Annotated in this window: 26 protein-coding genes; 8 read left to right on the forward strand and 18 right to left on the reverse strand. The window is 62.2% G+C overall.

The window, feature by feature from the left end; translation table 11 throughout:
* Positions 1-127: 127 nt before the first annotated feature.
* From HYPGJ_RS15395 to HYPGJ_RS15415, 5 genes are all read right to left on the reverse strand, one after another.
* A complete protein-coding gene (locus HYPGJ_RS15395; protein ID WP_028866873.1) occupies positions 128-628 on the reverse strand; it encodes a hypothetical protein in 501 nt (166 codons plus the stop codon).
* Positions 628-1,062, reverse strand: coding sequence for a hypothetical protein (locus tag HYPGJ_RS15400; RefSeq protein WP_028866872.1), 435 nt, complete (start codon positions 1,060-1,062; stop codon positions 628-630). The genes HYPGJ_RS15395 and HYPGJ_RS15400 overlap by 1 nt, the downstream gene beginning before the upstream one ends.
* A gap of 1 nt (position 1,063) precedes the next feature.
* The gene (locus HYPGJ_RS19250) at positions 1,064-1,447 is read right to left on the reverse strand and encodes a helix-turn-helix domain-containing protein (RefSeq protein WP_037042764.1); all 384 of its coding nucleotides are present in this window, start codon (positions 1,445-1,447) and stop codon (positions 1,064-1,066) included.
* A gap of 19 nt (positions 1,448-1,466) precedes the next feature.
* Complete coding sequence (locus tag HYPGJ_RS19255) at positions 1,467-1,871, reverse strand: DUF6876 family protein (RefSeq protein WP_028866871.1); 405 nt, start codon at positions 1,869-1,871, stop codon at positions 1,467-1,469.
* Positions 1,872-1,972: 101 nt separating this feature from the next.
* The gene (locus tag HYPGJ_RS15415) at positions 1,973-2,392 is read right to left on the reverse strand and encodes a hypothetical protein (RefSeq protein ID WP_046847906.1); all 420 of its coding nucleotides are present in this window, start codon (positions 2,390-2,392) and stop codon (positions 1,973-1,975) included.
* A 301-nt stretch (positions 2,393-2,693) separates the two neighbouring features.
* On the opposite strand from HYPGJ_RS15415, the gene HYPGJ_RS15420 reads away from it, so the two are divergent.
* Positions 2,694-3,041, forward strand: a complete 348-nt coding sequence (locus tag HYPGJ_RS15420; protein ID WP_027693576.1) for a hypothetical protein — start codon at positions 2,694-2,696, stop codon at positions 3,039-3,041.
* Between the two features lie 5 nt (positions 3,042-3,046).
* On the opposite strand, the gene HYPGJ_RS15425 is transcribed toward HYPGJ_RS15420, so the two are convergent.
* From HYPGJ_RS15425 to HYPGJ_RS15440, 5 genes are all read right to left on the reverse strand, one after another.
* Positions 3,047-3,550 carry a hypothetical protein gene (locus HYPGJ_RS15425; protein ID WP_143440545.1) on the reverse strand — a complete coding sequence of 168 codons (504 nt, stop codon included), beginning with the start codon at positions 3,548-3,550 and terminating at the stop codon, positions 3,047-3,049.
* A gap of 70 nt (positions 3,551-3,620) precedes the next feature.
* On the reverse strand, positions 3,621-3,800 hold the full coding sequence (locus tag HYPGJ_RS15430) for a hypothetical protein (RefSeq protein ID WP_046847907.1): 180 nt from the start codon (positions 3,798-3,800) through the stop codon (positions 3,621-3,623).
* A gap of 48 nt (positions 3,801-3,848) precedes the next feature.
* On the reverse strand, positions 3,849-3,971 hold the full coding sequence (locus HYPGJ_RS19560) for a hypothetical protein (RefSeq protein ID WP_280136168.1): 123 nt from the start codon (positions 3,969-3,971) through the stop codon (positions 3,849-3,851).
* Positions 3,972-4,055: 84 nt separating this feature from the next.
* Complete coding sequence (locus HYPGJ_RS15435; protein WP_046847908.1) at positions 4,056-4,655, reverse strand: hypothetical protein; 600 nt, start codon at positions 4,653-4,655, stop codon at positions 4,056-4,058.
* A gap of 265 nt (positions 4,656-4,920) precedes the next feature.
* Positions 4,921-5,172, reverse strand: a complete 252-nt coding sequence (locus tag HYPGJ_RS15440; protein WP_046847909.1) for a hypothetical protein — start codon at positions 5,170-5,172, stop codon at positions 4,921-4,923.
* Between the two features lie 1,354 nt (positions 5,173-6,526).
* On the opposite strand from HYPGJ_RS15440, the gene HYPGJ_RS15450 reads away from it, so the two are divergent.
* The 6 genes from HYPGJ_RS15450 (at position 6,527) to HYPGJ_RS15475 (ending at position 12,737) form a co-directional block, all read left to right on the forward strand.
* Positions 6,527-7,906 (forward strand): TolC family protein, encoded by a 1,380-nt coding sequence (locus HYPGJ_RS15450; RefSeq protein WP_052750931.1) that lies wholly within the window; start codon positions 6,527-6,529, stop codon positions 7,904-7,906.
* Positions 7,907-7,921: 15 nt separating this feature from the next.
* A complete protein-coding gene (locus HYPGJ_RS15455) occupies positions 7,922-9,307 on the forward strand; it encodes a copper oxidase (RefSeq protein ID WP_046847912.1) in 1,386 nt (461 codons plus the stop codon).
* Positions 9,308-9,334: 27 nt separating this feature from the next.
* Complete coding sequence (locus tag HYPGJ_RS15460; protein ID WP_052750932.1) at positions 9,335-9,817, forward strand: cupredoxin family protein; 483 nt, start codon at positions 9,335-9,337, stop codon at positions 9,815-9,817.
* A gap of 44 nt (positions 9,818-9,861) precedes the next feature.
* Entirely contained in the window at positions 9,862-10,146 is a 285-nt protein-coding gene (locus HYPGJ_RS15465) for a copper-binding protein (RefSeq protein ID WP_046847913.1), read from the forward strand.
* A 422-nt stretch (positions 10,147-10,568) separates the two neighbouring features.
* Entirely contained in the window at positions 10,569-10,886 is a 318-nt protein-coding gene (locus HYPGJ_RS15470) for a DUF305 domain-containing protein (protein WP_046847914.1), read from the forward strand.
* A gap of 27 nt (positions 10,887-10,913) precedes the next feature.
* On the forward strand, positions 10,914-12,737 hold the full coding sequence (locus tag HYPGJ_RS15475; RefSeq protein WP_046847915.1) for a DUF4396 domain-containing protein: 1,824 nt from the start codon (positions 10,914-10,916) through the stop codon (positions 12,735-12,737).
* Positions 12,738-12,859: 122 nt separating this feature from the next.
* Here HYPGJ_RS15475 and HYPGJ_RS15480 read toward each other — a convergent pair whose 3' ends face one another.
* On the reverse strand, positions 12,860-13,468 hold the full coding sequence (locus HYPGJ_RS15480; protein ID WP_046847916.1) for a hypothetical protein: 609 nt from the start codon (positions 13,466-13,468) through the stop codon (positions 12,860-12,862).
* Positions 13,469-13,668: 200 nt separating this feature from the next.
* Here HYPGJ_RS15480 and HYPGJ_RS15485 point away from each other — a divergent pair, with 200 nt between their 5' ends.
* A complete protein-coding gene (locus tag HYPGJ_RS15485) occupies positions 13,669-14,328 on the forward strand; it encodes a hypothetical protein (protein WP_046847917.1) in 660 nt (219 codons plus the stop codon).
* Here the strand turns inward: HYPGJ_RS15485 and HYPGJ_RS15490 are convergent.
* From HYPGJ_RS15490 to mobC, 7 genes are read right to left on the reverse strand one after another with little or no spacing between them, the layout of a single operon-like run.
* A complete protein-coding gene (locus HYPGJ_RS15490) occupies positions 14,325-16,409 on the reverse strand; it encodes a type IV secretory system conjugative DNA transfer family protein (RefSeq protein ID WP_083984150.1) in 2,085 nt (694 codons plus the stop codon). The genes HYPGJ_RS15485 and HYPGJ_RS15490 overlap by 4 nt on opposite strands.
* Positions 16,339-17,190, reverse strand: coding sequence for a PP2C family serine/threonine-protein phosphatase (locus HYPGJ_RS15495; RefSeq protein WP_046847919.1), 852 nt, complete (start codon positions 17,188-17,190; stop codon positions 16,339-16,341). Before HYPGJ_RS15495 ends, HYPGJ_RS15490 begins: the two co-directional genes overlap by 71 nt.
* A complete protein-coding gene (locus tag HYPGJ_RS19260) occupies positions 17,187-18,014 on the reverse strand; it encodes a VWA domain-containing protein (RefSeq protein ID WP_159108310.1) in 828 nt (275 codons plus the stop codon). The genes HYPGJ_RS15495 and HYPGJ_RS19260 overlap by 4 nt, the downstream gene beginning before the upstream one ends.
* A gap of 11 nt (positions 18,015-18,025) precedes the next feature.
* Positions 18,026-19,231: a hypothetical protein gene (locus HYPGJ_RS19265; protein ID WP_052750933.1), complete on the reverse strand. Its 1,206-nt coding sequence runs from the start codon at positions 19,229-19,231 to the stop codon at positions 18,026-18,028.
* On the reverse strand, positions 19,221-20,258 hold the full coding sequence (locus HYPGJ_RS15510) for a hypothetical protein (protein ID WP_046847921.1): 1,038 nt from the start codon (positions 20,256-20,258) through the stop codon (positions 19,221-19,223). Before HYPGJ_RS15510 ends, HYPGJ_RS19265 begins: the two co-directional genes overlap by 11 nt.
* A 15-nt stretch (positions 20,259-20,273) precedes the next feature.
* Positions 20,274-21,725 carry a relaxase/mobilization nuclease domain-containing protein gene (locus HYPGJ_RS15515; protein ID WP_046847922.1) on the reverse strand — a complete coding sequence of 484 codons (1,452 nt, stop codon included), beginning with the start codon at positions 21,723-21,725 and terminating at the stop codon, positions 20,274-20,276.
* Positions 21,722-22,312, reverse strand: coding sequence for a plasmid mobilization relaxosome protein MobC (mobC, locus tag HYPGJ_RS15520; protein WP_046847923.1), 591 nt, complete (start codon positions 22,310-22,312; stop codon positions 21,722-21,724). The genes HYPGJ_RS15515 and mobC overlap by 4 nt, the downstream gene beginning before the upstream one ends.
* Between the last annotated feature and the right edge of the window lie 12 nt (positions 22,313-22,324).

Here is a 22,324-nt window from a genome sequence, read left to right on the forward strand (position 1 = left end):
AATTCCCCGGCATGGGCCATCTGTCCTTGTGAGGGACGTCGGCCGTCATCGCGCAGGAGGGCGATGATGAGGGTGCAGGTGAGGAATCGGCGTGCGTGGGTTTGGCCATGGCCTTGGCTTTCGTTGATTATCGGAAGGTATAGAGCGGGTTGTCGAACTTGCTCGGCCAGGGCCTCAGGCATTCCACGTATCCGAGGCGGTTGACCTTTGAGAAGCCCGCCACGAGGTAGAGGCGTGGCCCGTTGGGGTCGAAATCAACGACGGTCCACCAGTACCGCTCGTTTGCGCCGGGTGGGACCTCATCGGGTTCAACCAGGTAGTCCTCACCCTTGGCGGTGCGCACCGGCAGGAACGCCTTGACGAAGTGTTTCCACGGTCGGGCGCGGTCGCTGTCGGGGTGCCCGTGCCCCCAGTCTCTGTAAAAGCGCTCGTCGGCAAGGTCGACGGTGGCGCTGCCGGCGCGCGGCTGGTCGATAGGGCAGACGTCGTAGCAGCGCGCTTGATCGCGGGAGTTGTCGACGGGGGTGCGCATGATGGCTTCCGCCAAGCGTGCGGCATCGGCGCGGTTGTCGGCCTCGATGTCGATTTCCCATCGGACGCGGTAGTGAACGGAGGGTGGGTTGTTCATCAGTAGGTCGCCTCCGTGACGTTGATGTCCGGCCCAAAGGCCTCCGCCGCTTCCTCGCAGATGGTGGAGAGGGAGATGCTGTGTTCCCGGCCATCCGCCGTCACCGCGGTGGCATAGCCGCAGAGGTAGCGAAGCTTCTCGTTTCCAATCTCGATGAGGACGGCGGCATCGCGCGGGTCGAGGTGCTTGGCCAATTCGGTGGTGAGATCGACCTCCTCGTCGTCCTCCACGTCGGGATCGTTGGGGTCTTGAACAAAGCGTGAGGAAGGCCAGCCGCTGCTGGTGTCGGCGCTGACGGCGAAGAAAGTGCCTTCCTGTCCGTCGAACTGTTTGGTCCACCAGTCGAGGCTGAGGTCGCCGCACCAGGCCTTGAATGCCGCTTCGTCCTTCACTCTGAAGTAGTTCGAACGCGTCGTTGCGTAGTAATTGGCCATGTTAAGCGGCTTTCTTGAAGTTGATCGGTTGGCCGGTGCCACCGAATTCGCTGGGGTCCATTTGGAACCTCATGCACCACTTCTTGAAGGTGATGCGGTTCATGCCGAGCATCGCCGCGGCGCGTCTCTGGTTGCCGTGGGCGCGGCGTAGCGCAAACAGGACGCTGGCGCGGTGGACGGCCTCGAGGATGCGCGTCACCTGTTGGGGAGGCAGGTTGCGCTCAAGGGTGTCGGCGATCAGCAGGTCAACGGCGAGGTGCGCGGTGGGTGGGATTGCCTGCGGTGGGCGGGGATCCTCCGTTCGCTGAGGATGGAGTTGACGGAAGGCGCCGAGGGCGTAATCGAGCACAACGGTGCCGCGCGTGTGTGTTTGGCCAAGTGTCATGGCTCTGTCTTTCGTTGGGTTAGTATTCGCTGGGGAGGAGGATGACGGTGGTGTCTTGCGGCCCGCCTGCGGCCATGTAAAAGCGCCAGCCACCTTCCGGACAGTCGGTGTAATCGATGGGACGTTGCCAGCTCGGCGGCTGTCCTTCGGTTTCGTAGGCAGAGAGCATCGCCTTGCCGCCTTTGACCGAGACATGGATGAAGACGATTCCATGCGTCTTCACGAACCGCGGCAGCTCGGTCGCCAGGATGTCGAGCAGCCAATAGCCGCCGACGGCATCGGCGAAGGCCTTTACGCCGTCCGTCCAGACGACGCGGCGCGCCAGCGGATGGCGGTAGTAGTGTTCGGTGCCGGTGAAGTTCAGCAACAGGTCGTGCAAGGCCTCGGGCGCGATGCGCCCCTCGGCGGGTGATGTGGTGGTCATGCGGGTTCTCCTTCTGGCCCCGGCACGCGGGACGTGAAGGCTCTCCCTTCACCCCGGCCGGTCACCTACCGGCCGCACCCCTCTCCCTCTTTGTGCTCCCCTTACCGGGCGAGCTCCGCCAGAGCGGCGATTTCGCGCTGAATGGCGGCGTCTTCCAGCGGCGCATCGCGGTAGGCGAGCCCTCGGATGAGTTCATGGGTGTTGGTCCAGGAGGTTTCAAAACCCATCGCCTGGCCGTAACGCCGGACGTGGCGTTCGAACTGGGATTGGCCAATGAGCTGGTGTTTGGGCGATGGGTCGTCGCGGAAGTCGAGGTAGGCGGCGGAGAGGAAGGTGGCGCAGCGCGGGTCTTTCCTCAGTGTGCGCACGATATAGTGCAGCGTGACGCCCATCGGGGTCGTCGAGTCGGGGCGGATGACGCCTTCCTGCGCGAGGTCAGCGATGATGCGGCGCCAGCCCTCTTGCGTGGTTTTGTCATTGAGGCACGGGGCGACGGTCCCGGCGATGATGTCGGTGGGCATCCATGGTTCTTTCCTTGGGTCCATAGGATGACCGTGCGGGAGCGTGAGGCAAGGGCGAGGAGATTTTCTTTATACCGATTTTATGTTGGCGACCATGCGCTCAATGGATTGAGATGAATGACATAGACCGGCGGAACGATCGTCACCCGAAGGGCGGAGACGCGGCAGCGGCTCCGGGAGGCCTTGCGCCGAGTAGAGCGTGACCCGAGGGCACCGAGGGGCCGCCCCACCATAATCTTCACACCTTCCCCCGCCACGATAACCCTAACTTCACCCCCTTCCCTTCAGGAGCCCCTTCCCCATGTGGAGCAAGGACGACCTCAGGACCCTGCTTGCCGACAGAATCCACGGCCGAACCCGTCTTGGCCCGAAGTATGAACGCGCCGCTCTCCTCTATGCCCGTTGGAAGGGTCTCACCGACGAAGCCGAGAATGTCCGCTCAGGGGCGCAAACCGCGCTGGACCTTCTCATCGACGAGATGGAGCCTGTGGACTGGGACCCTCTCGAAAAGATCGTCCCCAAACTCGGCGATGACGTCTTCCGTGGCCTTCTCGCCTATGCAACCCGCAGAGCGCTTGACCAATCCAAGGACCGCCGCGCCGCCGTCGCCAAACTGAAGAACCTCACGCGGGATGACCGCGACCGATAAGGGGGTTACCGTTCCCGGGCCTTGACCTTCGGATCGAGGATCAGCAACGGCCCCGGCAGCACAGCCCAGTTCTTCTCGATCACCGCCCAAAAGGCGCCTGACTCGCGCCGGGCAGCAAATTCGTTCGGATCCCCAAGCATCGCCATCGTGGCCCGCCGGCACAGGATCAGGTCGCGGGCAGCCAACATCATCGCGGTGCCGCAACACTCACCCGCCTGCAGCAGCCAGGCTTCGTCGGGGGTGAGGTCATCCATCGTCATTCCTTGGGCGGCTCCACGGTATGGCGCCGGAAAGGCGTATATCCGTTCAGAGTGCGGTTTTTCCTTCAGCACATGGTGACGCCCGACCTGCACCGTATGCGGGAGCATGCGCTTGATCCGCGCAGGGATGAACCGGTCGCAGAGGAGGCAGCGGAAGCCGTTCGTCGGCGATGGGCCGCAATTCGGGCAGGACAGAATGTCGATGCCCTCCTCCTTGCAATAGCGCAGCACATCATCCGTGCCGCCCATTTCCGATAGGAATTCGATTTGGGAGCTATGCTCATGGTAGACGTCGGGCGCGGGGAGCAGTGGCACGGCCTCAGCGCTCCCGGTCATGGCTCTGGGGTCGCAAGCCGAGGCGCACCTTCTTCTGGTTCTTAAGGATGAGCTGTGCCATCCGTTGCTCGAACTCGCGGCGGGAAATCTCGCCGCGCTTCACCTGGTCGGCCAGCAGGACGAACAGGCGGTTGAGGTCAACTTTGTTGCTGTCTTTGGCCATGAGCGTCCTCCCTAAAAAAAGAAAGCCGCCACGAGGGCGGCTTCCAGGTCAACGTTCACGGTCTTTTTCCTTTCCTCGCTTTCGTTCGTTCTTCTGGTGGGCTTTGGCGATGCGCTCCTGCATCTTCTTCATCGCCTGCAGCGTCTCGAGCGTCTTGTCCTTCTTTGCCATGATCAATCTCCACTGTTTGGCCGAAACGCCACCAGCGGCGTTCCGGAACGGGCGTGTCCCTCTTGAGCAGGGCCGGCGTGAGCCTTACCTAGCGTGCTCCTCGTCGTGGGCGCGGGAGGCGCGGCGGCGGGGCACCTCGGGCGAGGGCGCAGCCCCAGGCTCGGCGGGTGCGGGTTCACCATCCTCACGCGCCAGGCCGTCGGGCTCGCGCTGGGCTTCGTGTTTCTGCACGGTGCCCGTGAGCTTGACGTTGCCGCCCCGGTCGTGGCCGGTCCACGCGGCGACCCGCATCAACGGTTTGCCGTTGCCGGGGTTGTGGTAGCCCCAGTAGTCCGGTCGGCTTTCGTTTTCGGCGTTCTTCTGCGTGTTGGTGAAAAGGACGATGTCGTTGGGCTTGACCTGCAGGCCCTTGGACCCGTTCTTCAAGGCGATTTCCATCACCTCGTCGGCGGACGTGTCCATGTCGGGCCTGATCAGTTCCTCGATCTGGCCGTTGCCGTCCTCCAGCGCGCGGCCGGAGAGAACGATGTTCCCGCTCTGGCTTTCGTAGCCCCAGAGGATGACGGGTCGAACCGCGTCCTCGCCGGGCAGCGAGATCGTTCCCTGGAACAGGGGCCGGTCGTCGCCTTTCTGCTTCTTGAAGTTTTTGTAGACCTTGAACTTGCCGCGGTCCTCTGCGGCCATTCCCTCATTTGCCATGATCGTGATCCTCGTTGTTGACGGGTGTCACGCGCGGGTCCGGCCGACCGGCATTGTGGGGTTGGGTTGGGGTTTCCGGCGACCAGCCCGCACGTGACGCCACCACCCTGGCAGTTCAAATGAGGCTGAGAAGTCCAAGAATTTTCGTGTCGGGAGCTGTCGGGAGGTGGCCGGAGCAGTCGGGATTCACAAGATCGTGAGGAAACCAACACCCTCCCGACAGCTCCGGTATGAAGCCCCGCTTGCGCCGTTATTTCTCTCGGCCACGCGTGCGCGCCCGGCGGCGGTGCAAATAGACCAGGGCCTGCTCGAGGCGCACGAGTTCGGCTTTGAAGACATCGACCGAGCCCGTCATCGTATTTGTGAGGTCAGGAAATTCGCCCTGGTCCAGCATGAAGGCGATATCGCTCAAGACACCGCGGATCTTGATGGACCGGGCGGTCAGCGTGAAAATGTAATCGTCGGTGGGGGTCTTGAAAGGAAAGCTGTCGTCCTCGGTCATCGCCTGGGCGTGGGGTCCACAAGGATTTCATAGCGCAGCAGCGCGCATCTGAGCATCAGATCGAGTCCGAAGCGGTAGCGGGTATCTTGTTCGAGTTCGCCGCTCAGGACCTTCTCATCATAGGCATAGAGCGCCGTGGTCGCGTCGTGAATGCGCTTGCGGGTGGTGTTCTAATTTGTCCCTGACAGGCTGCTGACCGTTCCAATCTGCGTAAAAAGCCGAGCTTTCCCGGCTTCTTTGGACAACGCTCGATTACTCGCCGAAAAGCTCGATCAACTGGAGTAAATCCCCACCCGCAGCCGCCATGAGCGAAGCGCATCGCCCTATTCGGGGGCGTGCCGAGGAACGGCTGCCATGACCTTGCGTATTCGGAAATTGGATGCTCCGACTGCGGCGTAAGGCGTTGCGCCGCAACAACATTGAGGCGCGGGGGCGAGTCTTGCAAAGATTGCCCCTTGAGATTTGCGCAATAAGCGGCCAACTGTAGGAAAAGCATAGGAAACCGAATCGACGTGCGTGGCTGGCTATCAATTCTGGCGCTGATGCTGGTGGTCCTTCTGGGACTTCCGACCATTGCCAGCGCGCACGGCCTGGCGGACGATGGACATGCCGGGATATCCGCCGGCGTCGGCTCCATCGCAAGCGATTCCCAGCAGCACGGCGCGGCCTTTTTCGAAAACACGTCGTCCATGCCAAGCGGCCATTGCAACGGCGACTGCTGCTGTTCGGGCCCTTCCCACTGCGCGCCCTGCGGCCCGTCGGCGTTCGCGCTCAGCCAAGGCGGGCACCTCCGCATTCATCCGACGAGCGCCGGGCGCCTTGGTCCGCCCCGCGAGCTGCTGCCACACGTGATCGCGCGGATCTTCGGCCTTGAAAGGCCCCCCCGAGCCTAATTGCGTCCGCCGAGACGCGCTGACCATGTCAGCCCCGCGTGCGAAGGCGCCGAAGGCGCACCCGCGCGCCCGTTTTACAACATAACCGCGCCCGTTCGTATCCTGGCGGAGCGTCTTTGCTCAGACCCATGAGGCACACATGCCTGTGCGTTGGCTTGCAATCGCCGTCCTCGTCCCCGTGATCGCGGGTTGGGGAAGCGAACCTCCCCCGTGGCCGGTGAGCGGACCGATGCCGGACCAACCTGTGGCGACGGGCCATCAAGTTTATGTGCCGGTCGGCGCCGGCGCGAAGAATTTTGAGCCGGTTGAACCGATGCCCTGGGGAGACGTGAATCAACGCGTGGCACCTCGGCAACCGGGCGGCGCGGCACCGATGCCGGGCAACGACAAGCATTGATCGCGGGAAAGGGACCGAGATGCACGGGGGAAAGAAACGGCCAGTTCGGCGCGGGGGCGCCGGAATGGCCATCACGACGGCGGCGGCTGGACTGATGCTCGGTGGCTGCGCCCACTTGTCGAAGGATGGCGGGATGACCCTCGTCGCGGACCAGACCGGCGCGCTCATCGGGCAGCCGGCACTCAAGATCAGGGATGAAGCGGACGCCGCGCAAGCGCGGGCGCGGGTCAAAGCGCTGCTCGCCGTGCCGCTTACGCCGAACGCCGCTGTCGAGATCGCGCTGCTGAACAACCGAGCCCTGCAGGCCGCCTACAACGACCTTGGCGTATCCGAAACGGAAATGGTCGAAACAATCCTGCCACCGGCGCCGTCGTTTTCCTTTGTGCACTTAACCGGCGCCGAGCTGGAGATCGAACGCCAGGTCACGCAGAACATCCTTGCGCTCCTGACGCTGCCCCGCCGCCGTGAAATTGCCGAGGACCGGTTCAAGGTGGCGCAGGCGCGCGCGGTGCAAGCGACCTTATCGACGGCCAGCGAGGCGCGCCGCGCTTACTTCCGCGCGGTGGCGGCGGCGCAATCGGTCAAGGTGCTGGAGCAATCCCGCGCCTCGGCGGAAGCGGTTTCAGAGCTTGCGAAGAAGCTTGGCGAGACAGGCGCACTCCCCAAGCTCGAGCAAGCGCGTGAACACGCGTTCTACGCCGACGTGGTGGGCGACCTTGCCACCGCGCGCCTTCGCCAGCGTGGCGAGCGCGAGTCCCTCAATCGGGCTCTTGGGCTTTGGGGGCCGGATTTGGCTTACCGTCTGCCGGATAAGCTGCCCGCATTGCCGTCCGCGCCGCGCAAGCCAACTGACATCGAGGCGGAAGCGGTCACATCGCGGATCGATATCCAGATCGCGCGTATGGAGCTTGCGGCAATGGCAAAAGAGTACGGCCTCACGCGCGCCACGCGCTTCATCAACACGCTTGAGGCAAGCGGCGTGGACCGAGACGAAATCAAGCCGGGCGAGCGCACGCCGCGCAGCGGCTACGAACTAAGCTTCGAGATTCCAATCTACGACTTCGGAGAAACCAAGGTCAGGCGGGCAGAAGAGACCTACATGCGCGCCGTGAACATGCTCATCGACAAGGCGGTCAACGCGCGCGCCGATGCGCGGCAGGCTTATCAGGCGTACCGGGGATCCTATGACATCGCGCGCTATTATGAAAAAACAGTACTGCCGCTGCGCCAAACCATCTCCGAACAGACCTTGCTCAACTACAACGGCATGCTGTCCGACCTGTTCGGGCTGCTGACCGACGCGCGCGACCGCATTTCCGCCAACCAGAAAGCCATCGACGCCAAACGCGACTTCTGGATCGCGGAGGTCGACCTGCACGCCGCAACCGTGGGCGGCGGAGGGCTGGCCGCCGGTGGCCAAACAGCCAACGCCCAGAGTGATTAGAAAGGATATCCGCGCATGAGTCTCTCGCGCCGAAACTTCATCGCCGCATCCGGCCTCGCCCTGGCGGGCGCATCCGCCGTCACCGGTCGCGTGGCGGCCGCCGGCATTCCTGAGGCGCCGACACAGCCGTCGCCGCTCATGCAGCCGCCCCTCTATCCGACGGACGGCCCGGATTATCAACCGGTCGTCACTCTCAACGGTTGGACGCTGCCCTGGCGGCGCAACGGTGACTGGAAAGAGTTCCACCTCGTCGCCGAACCTGTGGTCCGCGAAATCGCGCCCGGAATGAAGGCGCACCTCTGGGGCTACAACGGGCAATCACCGGGCCCGACCATCGAAGCGGTTGAAGGCGACAAGGTCCGCATCTTCGTCACCAACAAGCTTCCCGAGCACACGACCATCCATTGGCACGGCATGCCGGTGCCGAACGGCATGGACGGCGTCGGCGGGCTCACGCAGCCGCAAATCAAGCCCGGCAAAACCTTCGTCTACGAATTCGTGCTCAGGCGCTCCGGCACCTTCATGTACCATCCGCACGCGGATGAAATGCTGCAAATGGCCATGGGCATGATGGGCTTTTTCGTGGTGCATCCGAAGGATCCGTCCCTGCACCGCGTCGACCGGGACTTCGTCTTCCTCCTCAACGCCTATGACATCGAGCCGGGTTCTTACGTGCCCAAGGTCAATACCATGCTCGACTTCAACATGTGGACCTTCAACAGCCGGGCGTTCCCCGGCATCGACCACATGGTGGTGCGGAAAGATGACCGGGTCCGCATTCGTTTCGGCAACCTCACCATGACCAACCATCCGATTCACCTCCACGGCCATGAGATGGAAGTGACCTGCACGGACGGCGGATGGACGCGGCCGGAGGCGCGGTGGCCGGAGGTCACGGTCGATTGCGCGGTGGGCCAGATGCGTGCCGTGGAATTCGTTGCGAGCAATCCGGGCGATTGGGCGTTCCACTGCCACAAGTCACACCACACGATGAACGCCATGGGGCATGACGTCAAAACCTACATCGGCGTTGATCTCAAGAGCATCCAGCAAAAGATCTCGAAGGTCGTGCCCGACGGCTACATGCCGATGGGCCAGGCCGGCGGCGCCGATATGGCCGAGATGGAGATGCCGCTTCCCGACAACACGCTCCCGATGATGACCGGCTTCGGTCAATACGGTCCGATTGAGATGGGCGGCATGTTCACGGTGGTGAAAGTCCGCGAAGGCCTCGACCGCAATGACTACAAGGATCCCGGCTGGTTCAAGCATCCCGATGGAAGCGTCGCGCGGGAATGGACCGGCGAGGTCGCCGACGCCACACGCGCACCTGACCAATCAGCATCGCCTTCAGACGTGGAGCTTCAGGTCGTGAAGCCCCACGGCCCGATGAATCACTAACCACAGCCCTTCACAAGGAGATTACGCATGACGTTCCGCTTCCGTGCCGCAGCCGTGTTTGCCGTGCTTTTCACGCTCATTGGGGGAGGGGGGGCACTCTTCGCCCACGAGGGACACGACGATGATGATTTTGCGGCGGGCGAACCAGGCGATGCGGCAAAACCCTCTCGGCTGATTGCGGTCACGATGTCGGAGAAGGACGGCAAAATGCTCTACGAGCCGTCCGAGGTCGACGTGAAGAAAGGCGAGCAGGTGAAGTTCGTCATCACCAACGCCGGCACCCTCAGCCATGAATTCCATCTCGATACGGTCGAGGACAACGCCCACCACAAGCGTGAGATGGAGAAGAATCCGGAGATGGTCCACGACGACCCCAATGCGCAGACCATCGAGCCCGGCAAGCAAGCCGTCATCCTCTGGAAGTTCTCAAAGGCAGGCGTTTTCGAATTCGCGTGCCTTATCCCCGGTCACTACGACGCCGGCATGCACGGCCGGGTCGTTGTGAAATGACCAACAGAGCGTCAGCAAAGGAGTATCCGAGAATGAGACCCGCAATGCTCGCCTTCATCACCATTGCCGCCTCGGCCTTCGCAACGGTGGTGGCATGGGCCGCCGACCTGCCGATGATCAACGGAGAGGTCAAGAAGGTCGACGAAAGCGCAGGCAAGGTCACCATCAAACACGATGCCATCACCAACCTGGACATGGGCGCGATGACGATGGTGTTTAAGGCCAACGATCCCTCTCTCCTCAAGAGCGTCAAGCCCGGCGACAAGATCAAGTTCAGCGCCGACAAGGTCAATGGCCAGATCACCGTGATGGCCATCGAGAAGAAATAACTGGCGTGCGGCGGCCATGCGCCGCCGCATCATTCGTACAAATTTCACACGACGCTTTCGATGGAGGATACCATGACCTGTCTCCACCCTGGGCGGCGAAGAGGCGTTGTTGCCCTGCTCGTTGGCGCAACTTGCATCTGGATCATGCCGTTCTCCGCATCACAGGCCGACACCCGCACCTACCGCCACTGCCACAACAATCGCGGCAAATATGCGTTGTGCTTTTCCAAAGACCCACGCGACCCGGCGGACCTCACGCCGCGTGAGAAAAAATCTCATCATCACCGCGCGTGGCCGCGCGCGAAACATGGCTGAAGCCGCCCACGACATTTTTATGAGGTGGCCAGACTCTGCAATGGCGCGGAAACCCGGGGAGAGGGAGTTTGTTTGAACATCAGACACCAACTCCGAAGGAGAACATCATGAAAAAAATAGCTCTCGCGGCCGCTTTGTTCCTGGCGCCATCGCTCGTGCATGCCGAAGGCGCACCCTGGAAGATGGAATACATGTCGGCCATGGACCGCATGGATCAATCAATGAAGCAGGCTGACTCTCCTGACCCTGATGTGGCGTTTGCTGAAAAGATGATCCCACACCACCAGGGCGCGATCGACATGGCGAAGATTCAGCTCAAGTATGGCAAGAGCGAGCAGGCGCGCCAGGAAGCTAGGGACATCATCGTCGAAAACGAGAAGAGCATCAAGAAATTGCAGGCCTTCATCGACGGGCACAAACAGTAACGCCGCGCAGCTTCACCAGGATCGGTCATGTTCATTCAGCCCATCGATTATTTCGTGACCGCCTGGTTGGGGCTCGCTCTTGCCTCCGCCGCCTATGTCGCATTCGATCAGTTCCGGAATAATCCGGAGCCCGGTGTGATGAAGTGGGGCTTCATCCTTGTGACACTTTACATGGGGCCGATCGGCCTCTTGCTGTACGTGATCGCGGACAAGGAGCCCCGTCCGGGCACGCATGAGGAGTTCATTCGGCCGTTGTGGAAGCAGGGCGTGGGCTCCACCATCCACTGTGTAGCCGGTGACGCCACCGGCATCATCCTGGCGGCCGTTATAACCGCTTCGCTCGGACTGCCGATGTGGCTCGACCTCATCGTTGAGTACCTAGCCGGATTTGCGTGCGGGCTTTTCATCTTTCAGTCGCTGTTCATGAAAAACATGATGGGCGGCACTTATCTTGAGAATTTGAAGCGCAGCTTCATCCCCGAATTCATCAGCATGAACTTCATGATGGCCGGAATGGCCCCGGTAATGAGCTTCCTCATGATGGGCCGCGACATGCGGGCGATGAACCCGGCCGAACCGCTCTTTTGGGGCGTGATGTCGTTAGGCGTCATCGTGGGATTCATCGTGGCTTATCCGGCTAACGTCTGGATGGTTGATTTTCGCCTCAAGCATGGGCTCATGACCGTACGGCCGCACGGGCAGGGCCAGCACGAACACGGTGGTGATCACAAGCACGCGATGGAGAGCGAGGCGACTTGGCCGCAGCGCGCCGCGTGGGCAGGGGTGTCTCTTGTTGCCCTGCTCATCGGAATGGTCGCACCTGCCAACTGGCTTAATCTTGGTCTGAGCGCGCGCGAAGTCGGCGACCTTATCATGCCGCCCGGCATGATCATGGATCGAGACACGTCTGCCGACACCATGCGCGACATGGCGGCGGTGGATCCGCGCGAAGTGACGAAAACATACGGCTTGGATACGCAGGGCGGACAGCTGCTCGAACCCCGGCTGGAAAACGGGGTGAAGGTTTTCGCGCTTTCGACCTCGGTTATTCGTTGGGCGATCCTGCCCGATGTTTCAGTGGACGCCTACGCCTTCAACGGCCAGGTACCGGGGCCAACGATCCGGGTGAAGCAGGGTGACCGCGTTCGTATCGATGTCACCAACCATCTCCCCGACACGACAACCGTCCACTGGCACGGTCTCATCTTACCGAATGCCATGGATGGCCCGGCAAAGATAACCCAGGAGCCAATCGCGGATGGCGCTGTCTTCCACTACGAATTCACCGCCGGACAAGCCGGGACTTTCTTCTACCATTCCCACGATCACGTTGACCGCCAACAGGCACTTGGCCTTTATGGCGCTTTCATTATCGATCCCGCGCAGCCCGACCCTTCGCTTCAGGCCACGCATGAATTCACGTTGCAGCTTCAGGAATGGCTGATGCGCGCGGGTCTGACCTATCCCGCCATGCCCATGGACGGCGCGCAGCCCAATTACTTCACCATCAATGGCAGGGCCTATCCCGCGACCGAAACGATCAGGATGAAGGTCGGCGAAACCTTAAAGGTCCGGTTCATCGGCTCCAGCAACGGTTTCATTCACCCCATGCACATCCACGGCGGTCCGTTCCTGGTTGTCGCGCGCGACGGGGAAACACTGCCGGTCTCAGCGCGCTATCAAGCGGACACAGTAAACGTGGGACCGGGGCAGCGATACGACGTGATCTGGACGGCGCGTAATCCCGGCAAGTGGTTGATCCACTGCCACATCGGCCACCACACAACCAACAACAACGCCGAATCCCATGGCGGCGGCGGGCTTATGGTCGTGATCGACGTCGCATCTTAACTGACAATGTTATTTCACCACGAATCCCCGAAAATAACTTAACATCTCTACGCCGGTGTCGTCTGGCGTCAACGGGACTGCACAAAAAGGCCCCAAAACGGGGCCTTTCCTGCATGCGTGGCTTACGCCGCGCGGCCGCCGCGCCGGCGCGGGGCAGCAGGCTTGCTGTCGCCGAAGGTTTCCAGCGCGTCGTGCTGCTGGTCCGACATGCGCATCTGTTCCACTTCCTCCTTGGTCAGCGGGTACTGCGTCTGGCCGGAGAGGATGAGTTGGCCGGTCTCCTTGTTCTTGCGGGCCCACACGCCGATGGCGACGAGCTTATCGCCATGACCGGGGTTCCAGCGGCCCCAGAAGTCAGGCTTGCCTTCGCCGTGCTTCTCGACGCTGTAGTCCTTGGTGTTGTTCTTGAAGATGACGAAGCGGTTGGCCTTCACCGACAGGTTCGCTTCCTCGAGGGTCTTGCCGTTCGCGGAGGAGCCGATTTTCTCGAGCTGGTCCTCGATGCTGTCGTTGTAGGAATATTCCGCGGTCTGGCCGGAGTAGTAGGTGATCAACTCGCCGGTCTTGTCGTCGCGGTATTCGTTCTTCCACACGGAGGCGCGCATTTTGGTGTCCGAACCCGGCATGGTGATGCTGCCGGTGAAGTTCGGGCGCCCCTTGCCGGGGTAGCGGGAGGGCGAAACGATGAAGTCGCCGCGCGGTTGGGTGATCGGGGTAACAGGTTGGTCCATGGTCGTCGCTTTCTTTGTTGGACGCCCCGATGGTCCCGCGCGATGTGCATACCGTCAATATACGCTGTGTACGGACTGATTACGCCGGAGGCAGCGTGTCGACAATTTGTGACTCTTCGGTGAGCAGTGGCCGACTATCTGTTCGATGAGGCGCGCAGACGCAATTCGCCGCTATCTTCATCCCGAGAGTGGAGGCGAGGATGGCGGAAGCGGCGCTGGGCAAGGAAACCGTGGGCTGGCAAGTTGGCGCGTTCATCAATGAGCGCGTCGAGCGGAGCGTGGAGGGGGAAACGTCCGCAACCGACCTGTGGCTAAGCTATCTGGACTGGTGCGAGAAGGCCGACCTCATCCCGATCACCATGGCGCGGTTCCAGGGTCGTATCGAGGAGATCATGGGCGATGCCAAGATTGCGCGCCTGCAGAAGGGCGGGCATGTGAGCTACGCCGGTGTGAGCTTTGTTGGCAATCATCGCTTCAACACCGCGGCGCGGTTTGTTGCAGACTTGGAACGCGACGGCCATGAGATTCCCCGCATCCCCCATTTGGCGGAAGTGCTGCTCGCCAGCGAGCGCTACCACGGCCGCACCGAGGAGGACTACAGCAAGCCCAAGGCCGAGCGCGAGCTCAACCATCATCTGACCGCCATGGGCGAGAAGGCCTTTCCCGAGCCCAAGGGCGGCGAGTACGACGGCCTGACGCTCGCCCGCAGCTATGCCGAGCCTTTCTTCAAGGAACAGGCCGAAGCGAGGAAGGCCTTGGCGGATCATGAGGCGGGCTTGCCCAAGCTTGTCGACAAGCCGGATGGTTCATTTGAGATCATAACGCCGAGGAAGAAACGCGAGCGCGACCATGAGCGCTAGGCGCGGCTCATGGGTTTGATGGTGGGCGGCGGCAGCATCCGCTTCGTGTAGTTTTTGTAGGCCAACACCTTGCCCAGCGACATCGGGTTTTCGCCCGATGTCAGGACTAGGATCTTGTCGCGGAAGGCGCGGCCCATCAGGTCGGACGATGAGGCGAGCGGCGCCCGTTCCCCGGAGAAGAGGTTGCGGGTTTCGCCAAGTGCGGGACGGATGTGTTCATAGGCCTGGCCGTCCGGGCGCATGAAGGAGCGCACGCGGCAGGCGTCGATGACGCCCTTGTAGCGTTCAAAGAAGCATTGCTCCAATTGGCCGATGTATTGGCAGAACATCCAGAGGCGTAACCCCGCGCTCCGCCCCAGGTCCTGCATGTTGAGGATGGATTGGAAGTTGCCGAGCTTGGGCATCTCATCGAGGAAGAAGGTGATCGGTGGCTCGTCGGGCTTGGCGCTGTAATTTTGCAGCTGGGCGAGGTGCTGGGCCAGCATGATGCGGATCATCGCGCCGTAGGATTTGAGGTCGTCTGCGGAAAGGCAGATGTAAAGCGTCGCCCCCTGGTGTTTGCGCAAATCGGATGGCCGCCAGTCGGTGCGGCTCATCGCCCGCCGCGCGGTCATGGACTTGGCGAAGGACGAGAGGTTGGAGCGCGCGGTGTCGAGCACCGATTCCAGCGCCTTGCTTTGGAGGGCGATGCCCGACTGCAGCGCGTTGCCCGCGCCCTCGAGGTCGGGAATGTCGTGGATCTTGCCCAGCATGACGAGGCGTTGGGCGATGGCAAGAATTTCGGAGTCCGGTTCATCGTCGATGGGGTGCATGAAATACCGGTAGAGCGTCTCGATCGACCTGTCGGGCCCCTTCTCTTCCAGGGCGACCAGCATCGCATAGGCCCAGACAAAATCGCGGCCCTTGTTCTCCCAGTACGGGTCGTGCGCCTTGGGGTTCGGCAGGATGGTTTGGTAGGAGAAAACGAAGCAATCATGCGCGGCCCTGTCGGGATCGGTGGAAATGAAGTCAAAGGGGTTGTAGCCGTGCGAGGACCCGGTGAAGTCGGTGGGCGCGAAGCGAAACACCGGGCCGAAACGGCGTCGCCTGTATTCGGCCGTCTGCTTCCATAGCTCGTCATCCTTGACGTCGAGGACGACCGCGCTACCGGGGTAGCGCAATAAATTTGTCACCGCGTGGGCCTGGCTTTTTCCTGTGCCCGGGCCCCCGATGGTCATGAGGCTCTCATGGCCGTTGTAGTAGACGGCTTTGCCGCCTTCGGTGACGCCGATGAGGAGGGATGTATCTGTTTTCCTGGTGGCGTAGCCGGGAGCGGTGGCCAGTTCCTCGTCGGTCATCCAGTGCGCTCCGGGGTTCAGCACTGCCGGAGCTTCCTTGAGCACGCGGCGGGTGGCGTCGCGCTTTCGGCTCTCCATGTCGCGCGTGCGTGCGATTTCGTCCTGGGCATCGGCAACCCTTTGTCCGGCGGAGGCAAGGACGATGTCATGGACGGGGTAATGGGAGTTAAGGTACTGCGTCAGCAATTGGCGGATTTCCCCGTGGCGGGCGTGGCCGTGCATGCCGTCGTGTGGTTCGATGTGGCACTTGCCGCCATTCCAGGCGAGTTGGGCGAGGAACATTGACCACTCCTCGTAAGAGCAATGTCCGGATGCGGCGATGCTTGCCATGCCGGTGAGGATCTTTTTCTCCTGTTCGGAAAGCGAAAGCACCGGGCGGGCAAGGTCGAACTGCGCCAGCAGCTTCATCGTGGCCATGACCTTCGCGTGGTAAGCGATGTCCTTGCTGGTGTGGGCGATGGCATCGCCGATGGAATTGGGGGAACGTGTGAGAACGCCGATTGCCATCTTGCCGAGCGTGCCCGCAAGGCTTGGCTTGATGCCCTTGAAATGCGCCCTGACGTACTGGTGAAGTCTATGGGTGCCGTCGGCATGAAGAAGGGCCGTTGCCGGAACCCGCAGCACGGCATGGGGTGTCTCGGCGAGCCGGGACACCTGATCGACGAAAGAGGCCTCACGCGGTGACGCCAACGGGTAGCGCGAGTTCGCTTGGTAATCGGTAGGCGATGAGTAGGGTGCGGTCATCGGAACCCTGCGACGGTTGAAGGTAAAGGTAGTCAGAGAGCCAACAGGCGAGTTTGTGGGGACCTGCTTGCCGGAAGATGGTTTCGTAACGGGCGATGTGGTCGTCCATGAAGACGTCCTGGCCGTCCTCGAAGCGCGTGAAGAAGTTCTCCGCGCCATCGGTGCACATCAGCACGGCCTTGATATGGGGCGAGCGCGATTTCGAGAATGTGCTGAGTTTCTCCCAGTCTCGCCGGTGAATGCTGAAGGTGCCGTTGCGCGACTGTGGGGCATCGCAGAAGGGAACAAGCTTTGCGCGTGTGCCCTCGCGCCGGTCGGGGGCGGCGTAGGCGGCAATCGAGCTGTCTCCAATGGCGCCCGAATAGATGGCGTCGCCGTCCAAGAGCGAGACAACGAGCGTGCAAGCGAAGTCCTTGGGCGAGATCCCACGACCCTCGCAGACCTTGAAGATCTGCTGATGGGCGTGCCCGAAGGCCTCTTTGACCAAGTCGAGGCTGGGCTGGCGCTGTGTTTTCGACAACGCGTCGGCGAAGAAGCGCTCAACAACCGAAGTGGCGAGCCTCGCCCCTTGGTGGGAATATTCGGCTTGGCTGACCCCATCGGCAATGATCATCCAGGCTGCGCCCTGGATGGAACCCATGCGGTAGGCGTCCTGGTTCGGCATTTTTCGGATGAGATGCTTCTCTCCGATCTGGGAGGCGGCCGACAGGAACCAGGGCTTCTGCCAGGCCGTCTCGATGCGTGTGAGCGGCTGGAGGTCAAAGCGCCCAAACTTATTCATCCAACCTCCAGCTCATCGTCTGGGTCGCTCTCGGTCTCATCGAAGGGGAGCTGACGCTTGGCGTCCTCAACGCTTTCGGGGACGTCGTCATTGCCGCCGGCGATTAGGGAATCCATGAAAACGGTGACGAACTGCGCCAACTGCTCAAAAGGGGGCATGTCCTTGCCGATCGCGAGCACGGTGTTCTTGCCGGTGAGCAACGCCAAAAGCTCGGCGCCGCTTTTGCCGTTTTCGGCTTTGACGGAATAGGCTTTGGGCGCACAGAAATGCAGGATGTTGGCGCGCTTCAAGTCCTTTGTGCGGCCGTCGAAGCGGCTGAGCTTTGCCCGGATGGCGTTCCAGGCGGGACCGTCGATCGGCAAAAGGTCGGTCGGGATACCGTCTGTGAGATGGATGATGTGGGGCATGCCGTTGGTGATGCTGCGCGAGGCATAGCCTTCGTTGATGCGGATGCACTTGTCGACGGCGTACTCGAGTGCGTCGCCCATGTGGGTGCCACCCTTGCCGCGCATTTCCTCCACATGGTCGGGCAAGTCCTTCACCTCGGTCCAATCGAGGATGTCCATCACCTGTTCGTTGTAGGCGATGATGGAAAGGTCGATGGCATCCCGGTTGGCATAGACGGTGGAGTCCTTGGGGGGGTCCTTGAGGAGCTTGATCAACTCGTTGACCGCGTTGTTGATGCGGTGGATGTCGGGGTCTGGAAGGCGCGAGGTCGAGCCAGAGACGTCGATGAGGACGACGAAGGCGAACCGCCGCTTGTGGTCGGCGACCCCCTGCACGAAATTGGTTGCTCCGACCTTGACGCGTTCTTGAACGTCCATGCGTTGCTCCATCAGTTGGGTTGATACGGGTGGGGCGCGTTCGCCATCTCTGCCGGCGGCGCGTTGGACCAGACCCAATCCTCCGGCCGACCTCCTGAGCGGCAGGCGCGGTTGGTGAACTGGTGCTTGAGCCGGCCCCAGGCGAAGTAGAGCCGGTAGGTTGCGCAGGGATTTGAAAAGGACAGGATCTGCATCACGTCGATGTCGGGGTTGCTGCCGAGGTAGACGTTGACTGGCATCCCCGCCGAGAGGTTGGCGACGCCGCCGAAGTGCATCGTCGAGCCGAGATGGTCCGCGACGGCGCGCCGCAAAGCGACTTGGTGGTGGCTCATCGCGAGCGTGACCCACGCGGGAGGCCTGTCCTCGGGTGAGAAGGGAAAGGTGTCGACCGCCTGCCGGAGCACCACGCGGGCGGCCGCCATGACGTCCGCCGCGGAGTCGTCGTTTGCTGTCGGGGCGAAAAGGAAGCGGCCCAATTCTTCGAGCTGGGCGCTCGGGCGTCCACCGTGGTCGGCCGCGGCGGCGAAACCCCACGCCGACAGTTGTCTTCTCCACGTCCGCCAGAGTGCGGCTTGAGAGGGCGCGCGTGGCGGCCGCGCGGGCGGAGCGGTGTCGGGTGGCTTGGTTGGGATTGGCATCTCTTGCGTTGCCGTAGGCGGCCATTGAAAGCTCTGCCATGCTTCGGGGACGAAGGCTGGCGTCGCCACGGCTTGCCTGACAGGGTGCTGGGAAGCCGGATTGGGAACAGCGGCGCGTTCTGGTTTTGCCGTCGCGGGCAGCGGCTTAGGTGGAGCGGGACTCTCGACAACAGGGGATTGGATCTGTGCAGGCAAAGGCCGCGATTGCAGGTTGATGACAAAAATGGCGCCGAGCATTACCAGCGCAGCCACCACGTAGAGGGCCGGTGGAATGTCGAAGGAGATCAGCGGCCGGGGTGCGGGCCTCGGCGCCGGAGGCAGAGCGCCAGGGTCCTTCTCTGACCTCGGATGAGGTGCCGGCTTCGTCGCTTCATCATCGACGACGAAGTCGTCCGAAAGCGTGTCCTCGAAAAGGTTTGGCGACGGCTGCCAGGCGTCGGCGATCGACAGCGGCCGTTCAGGGACCTTGTCTTTGGGCTTGGAAGGAGGCGCCGGTGCGGGCGCAGGTTTTGGATGAGGGCGCGGGGGCTTGTCCTCCGAAAACGCCAGGTCAAAGAGGTCTTCGGCCTCATGAGGCATAGGCAAGCTCGCGGATGACAGCGGTGTTCTTGAGGATGGCGGCCCATTCGCTGGCGGTGACGACGCTCGGCGTCGAGAAGGTGCGGGTGAAGGCCTTGCGCACGGGCTCGGGTAGGCAGCGGTAGGCATCGACCACGCTCTGGGGCTGCGCATAGGTCTTGGGGTTGTCGACCGGGAATATGCGTTTGCGGATCAGTTCGCCGTGGGTGGAATCGCGCGCCTCAAACGGGTGCCGTGGCACCTTGAAGCCGGCGAGCAGCAGGTAATAGAGGTTGATGGCGAGAAGGAAATCGTCGTGCGAGGTCTTGAATTCGCCGGCCTTGCGCATGGCGTCCATGTCAGGGGATTCATAGTGTGGAGTGACGTTGCCGTTGAAAAAGAGGTGGGTTTCGCCCTTGGCCGTTCCCGTGAACTGGTAACTGTCGGCGTCGATGAAGGTGACCTTTTTGAGATCGGCGTGGATGTGGATGTTGTTGGCGCTGAAGTCCCCCAAGACAAAGCGCCAGGGGTGGGCATGCATCAGGGCAAGCTGCTGGGCGATGGTGACGCCAATCTTCGCCGCCAACGTCGGGGTCATAACATCGCGGTAGTCGGGGTTGCCGAGGTAGGCGGAGAGCGGCCTCGTGTCGGCAAGCTCGGCCATGGTGATGCCAATGAGCGCGCTGCGCATTTCCTGCGGTGTCTGTGGTTTGTGGAGGAAGAGGCAGCGTCGCGGCCACGCGACAAAGGGGAGGTCGTGCAACAGGATGTGGCGGTTGAATACGAGGTAGATCAACCGCTGCGCATACTCCCTGTCTCGCTGCAGCCTTGTGCGCGTCGAGGATTTGTAGAACTTGCCGACGAGGCGCGGCTTCGAGCGCGGGAGCAGCCGGTGCAGGTAGCCCGCGCCGCCTTCGCCCCGGTTATCGGCCGATTTCAAGGGTTCGCCGACGGTGTACTGCGCCCAATTGTTCCCCTTTGTTTTGTCCCTGCGCACGCCATGGAGTGTCATTCCGGGGGTGATGTCGCGCTTGACGGGGTCGGTCATCGTCTCACTCTGGGGTTAGCGATCTCGGTCCTTGTCGCGCTTCCTTCGCTTGGTCGGCTTTGGTTTCGGGGTCGGCGGCGGTTGTGCCTCTTTGGTCTCCTTGAGCGCGTCGTAGAGGTCGTTCTCGAGCTGCTCGGCGAGTGTCAGGTGTTGGCGCAAATCATCTTCAAGTCGCTTCACCTCGGCGGCAGAGCGGGCAAGCTGGGCATCGGTGATGAGGCCTGCGGCGTGCATTTTCTTCGCGATGTCGTGGCCGGCGCGGGATCCGGCGAGGTCTTCAAAGGCCGCCCTGCGCGGAGACGTCCCCGCTGATCCGCCACTGCTTGTCGAGTTGGCGTTCTCAGCACCGCTCTTGCGCCGTGCCGCCGTGTCGTCGGTGGTCTCCGCCGCGCGGCGGGCTTCGCGTGCGGCCTCGGCCCGGGCAATACGCTTCAGGCGTTCCAAAGCCCGCAGGCGCTCAACTTCGGCAAGGTCAGCGTCGGCGGTGGTGGCGCTGTCCTCGTCATCGGACGTGGTCGGGCCTTTGGCGTCCTTGTCCTTGCGGTCGTCCTTGTTGAAATTCTCCGGCCGCAGTCTTTCGGCGCGGTGTGAGGGTGTGTGCCGGCCTTTGACCTCTTCAGGCTCAAGCACGAGGGCGACCGGGTCACGGCGCTTGTCGTAGTTGGCAAAGGTTTCGCCGAACCGGTCCTCAAGCCCACGTAGACGGACCTGCTTGCCAAGGTCGGAAAGTTTCATGAAACCATCAGCACCGGCGAGGATCAGGCCCTGCCCCTTGCGCTGTAACGTGACGGCTTCGCTCGCCAACATGTTAGCCAAGTGGTCCCAGTCCGTGGCTTCAACGAAAGCCGACGATAGCAGCTCGCGGAGTGCGTGAATCTGGCTGATCGAATAGTGGGGCAGCGGGTCAGGCCGCCCGTGGCGATAATCCCTCTGAAATTCCCCGTCTTTCACCCGACGTGACGTTTTTGCAATCTGCTCGGGGCTGTTGAAGCGCCCCGGCACCATCGTCATGCCGTGCTCCAACGCCTGGCGCGCGATCGACAGCTCGATGCGCTTGTAGTCGTTGGACGTCGACCAGCTTTTCAGCGTTTCGGGATGGACCTTGTTGACGATGATGTGCAGGTGGCGGTGGTTGGTGTTCTTGTGCGCCACCAACGCGGCCTGGTGGTCGGAAAGCCCAAGGTCCGCCAGCGTCGTGTCGGCAACGAGCCGCATCAGGTCATCCGTTGGCGCCTCATCGCGGTGCCAGGACAGGACGACGTGATAAAGGGGCTTGCGCGATTTGCGCGCCATGGCCGCCAACGCCCGCATTTGCATCGGCGCGAGGTCTGGGTCGGCGGTCAAAAGATTGCGGGTGTCAGACCAGGCGACACGTTCGGGGTCCTCATCGCCCTTGCGTCCCCGCAAGAGGTAGTTGATGGCGCCGCGGAATCCGCGGCCGCCCTTCGCCGCCACTTTGCCGATCATGGGGCAAAGGATTCCAGGATGGCGACGGCCTTCGACAGCACGACCTGGTGTTGGTTCATGAGGTATTCGACTTCGCGGCGCGTCACCGCCACCATGCCGGCGTTGGCCTGGTGCGCGAGCTGGTTGACGTTGGTGCCCAGCTTCTTGATCTGGAAGCAGACCTGGGCCAGGGCCGCGATCACTTTCACCGCGTGCTTGATTTTCGGCGCGGGCTTTGGCTTTCCGGTGATGTCGGCGAGCACGACCTTGCGCATGTAATCGGCGCGGGTCTCGCCGCAGTCGAAAGCCTTGCGCTCGATCTCGGCGTTTTCGGCGGCCGAGAACTTCGGCTTCGCCCACACCTTGAGTGTGGCCCCGGTATCCTCGGGCAGCGCCACATGCATCTTCGGCTCAGAAATGACCTGCGGCATCGACCGCGCCCGCCGGTCGAGCCCCTCCATGACCAATGTTCTCAGCAACTCGGGGTTGACGCGCTTGAGGCCGCGTTTCCTCGCCTCGCCGGCAAGGCGCGCGGCATCCGCCTCGGAGAAGTTGACCTTCATCCGATGAACAAGCGGATTTGCCTTCGCATGCCCCTTGGCAGGCATAGATGTCGAGCC

It is taken from the genome of Hyphomicrobium sp. GJ21 (assembly GCF_001006785.1).
In the GTDB taxonomy this organism is placed as follows: domain Bacteria; phylum Pseudomonadota; class Alphaproteobacteria; order Rhizobiales; family Hyphomicrobiaceae; genus Hyphomicrobium_B.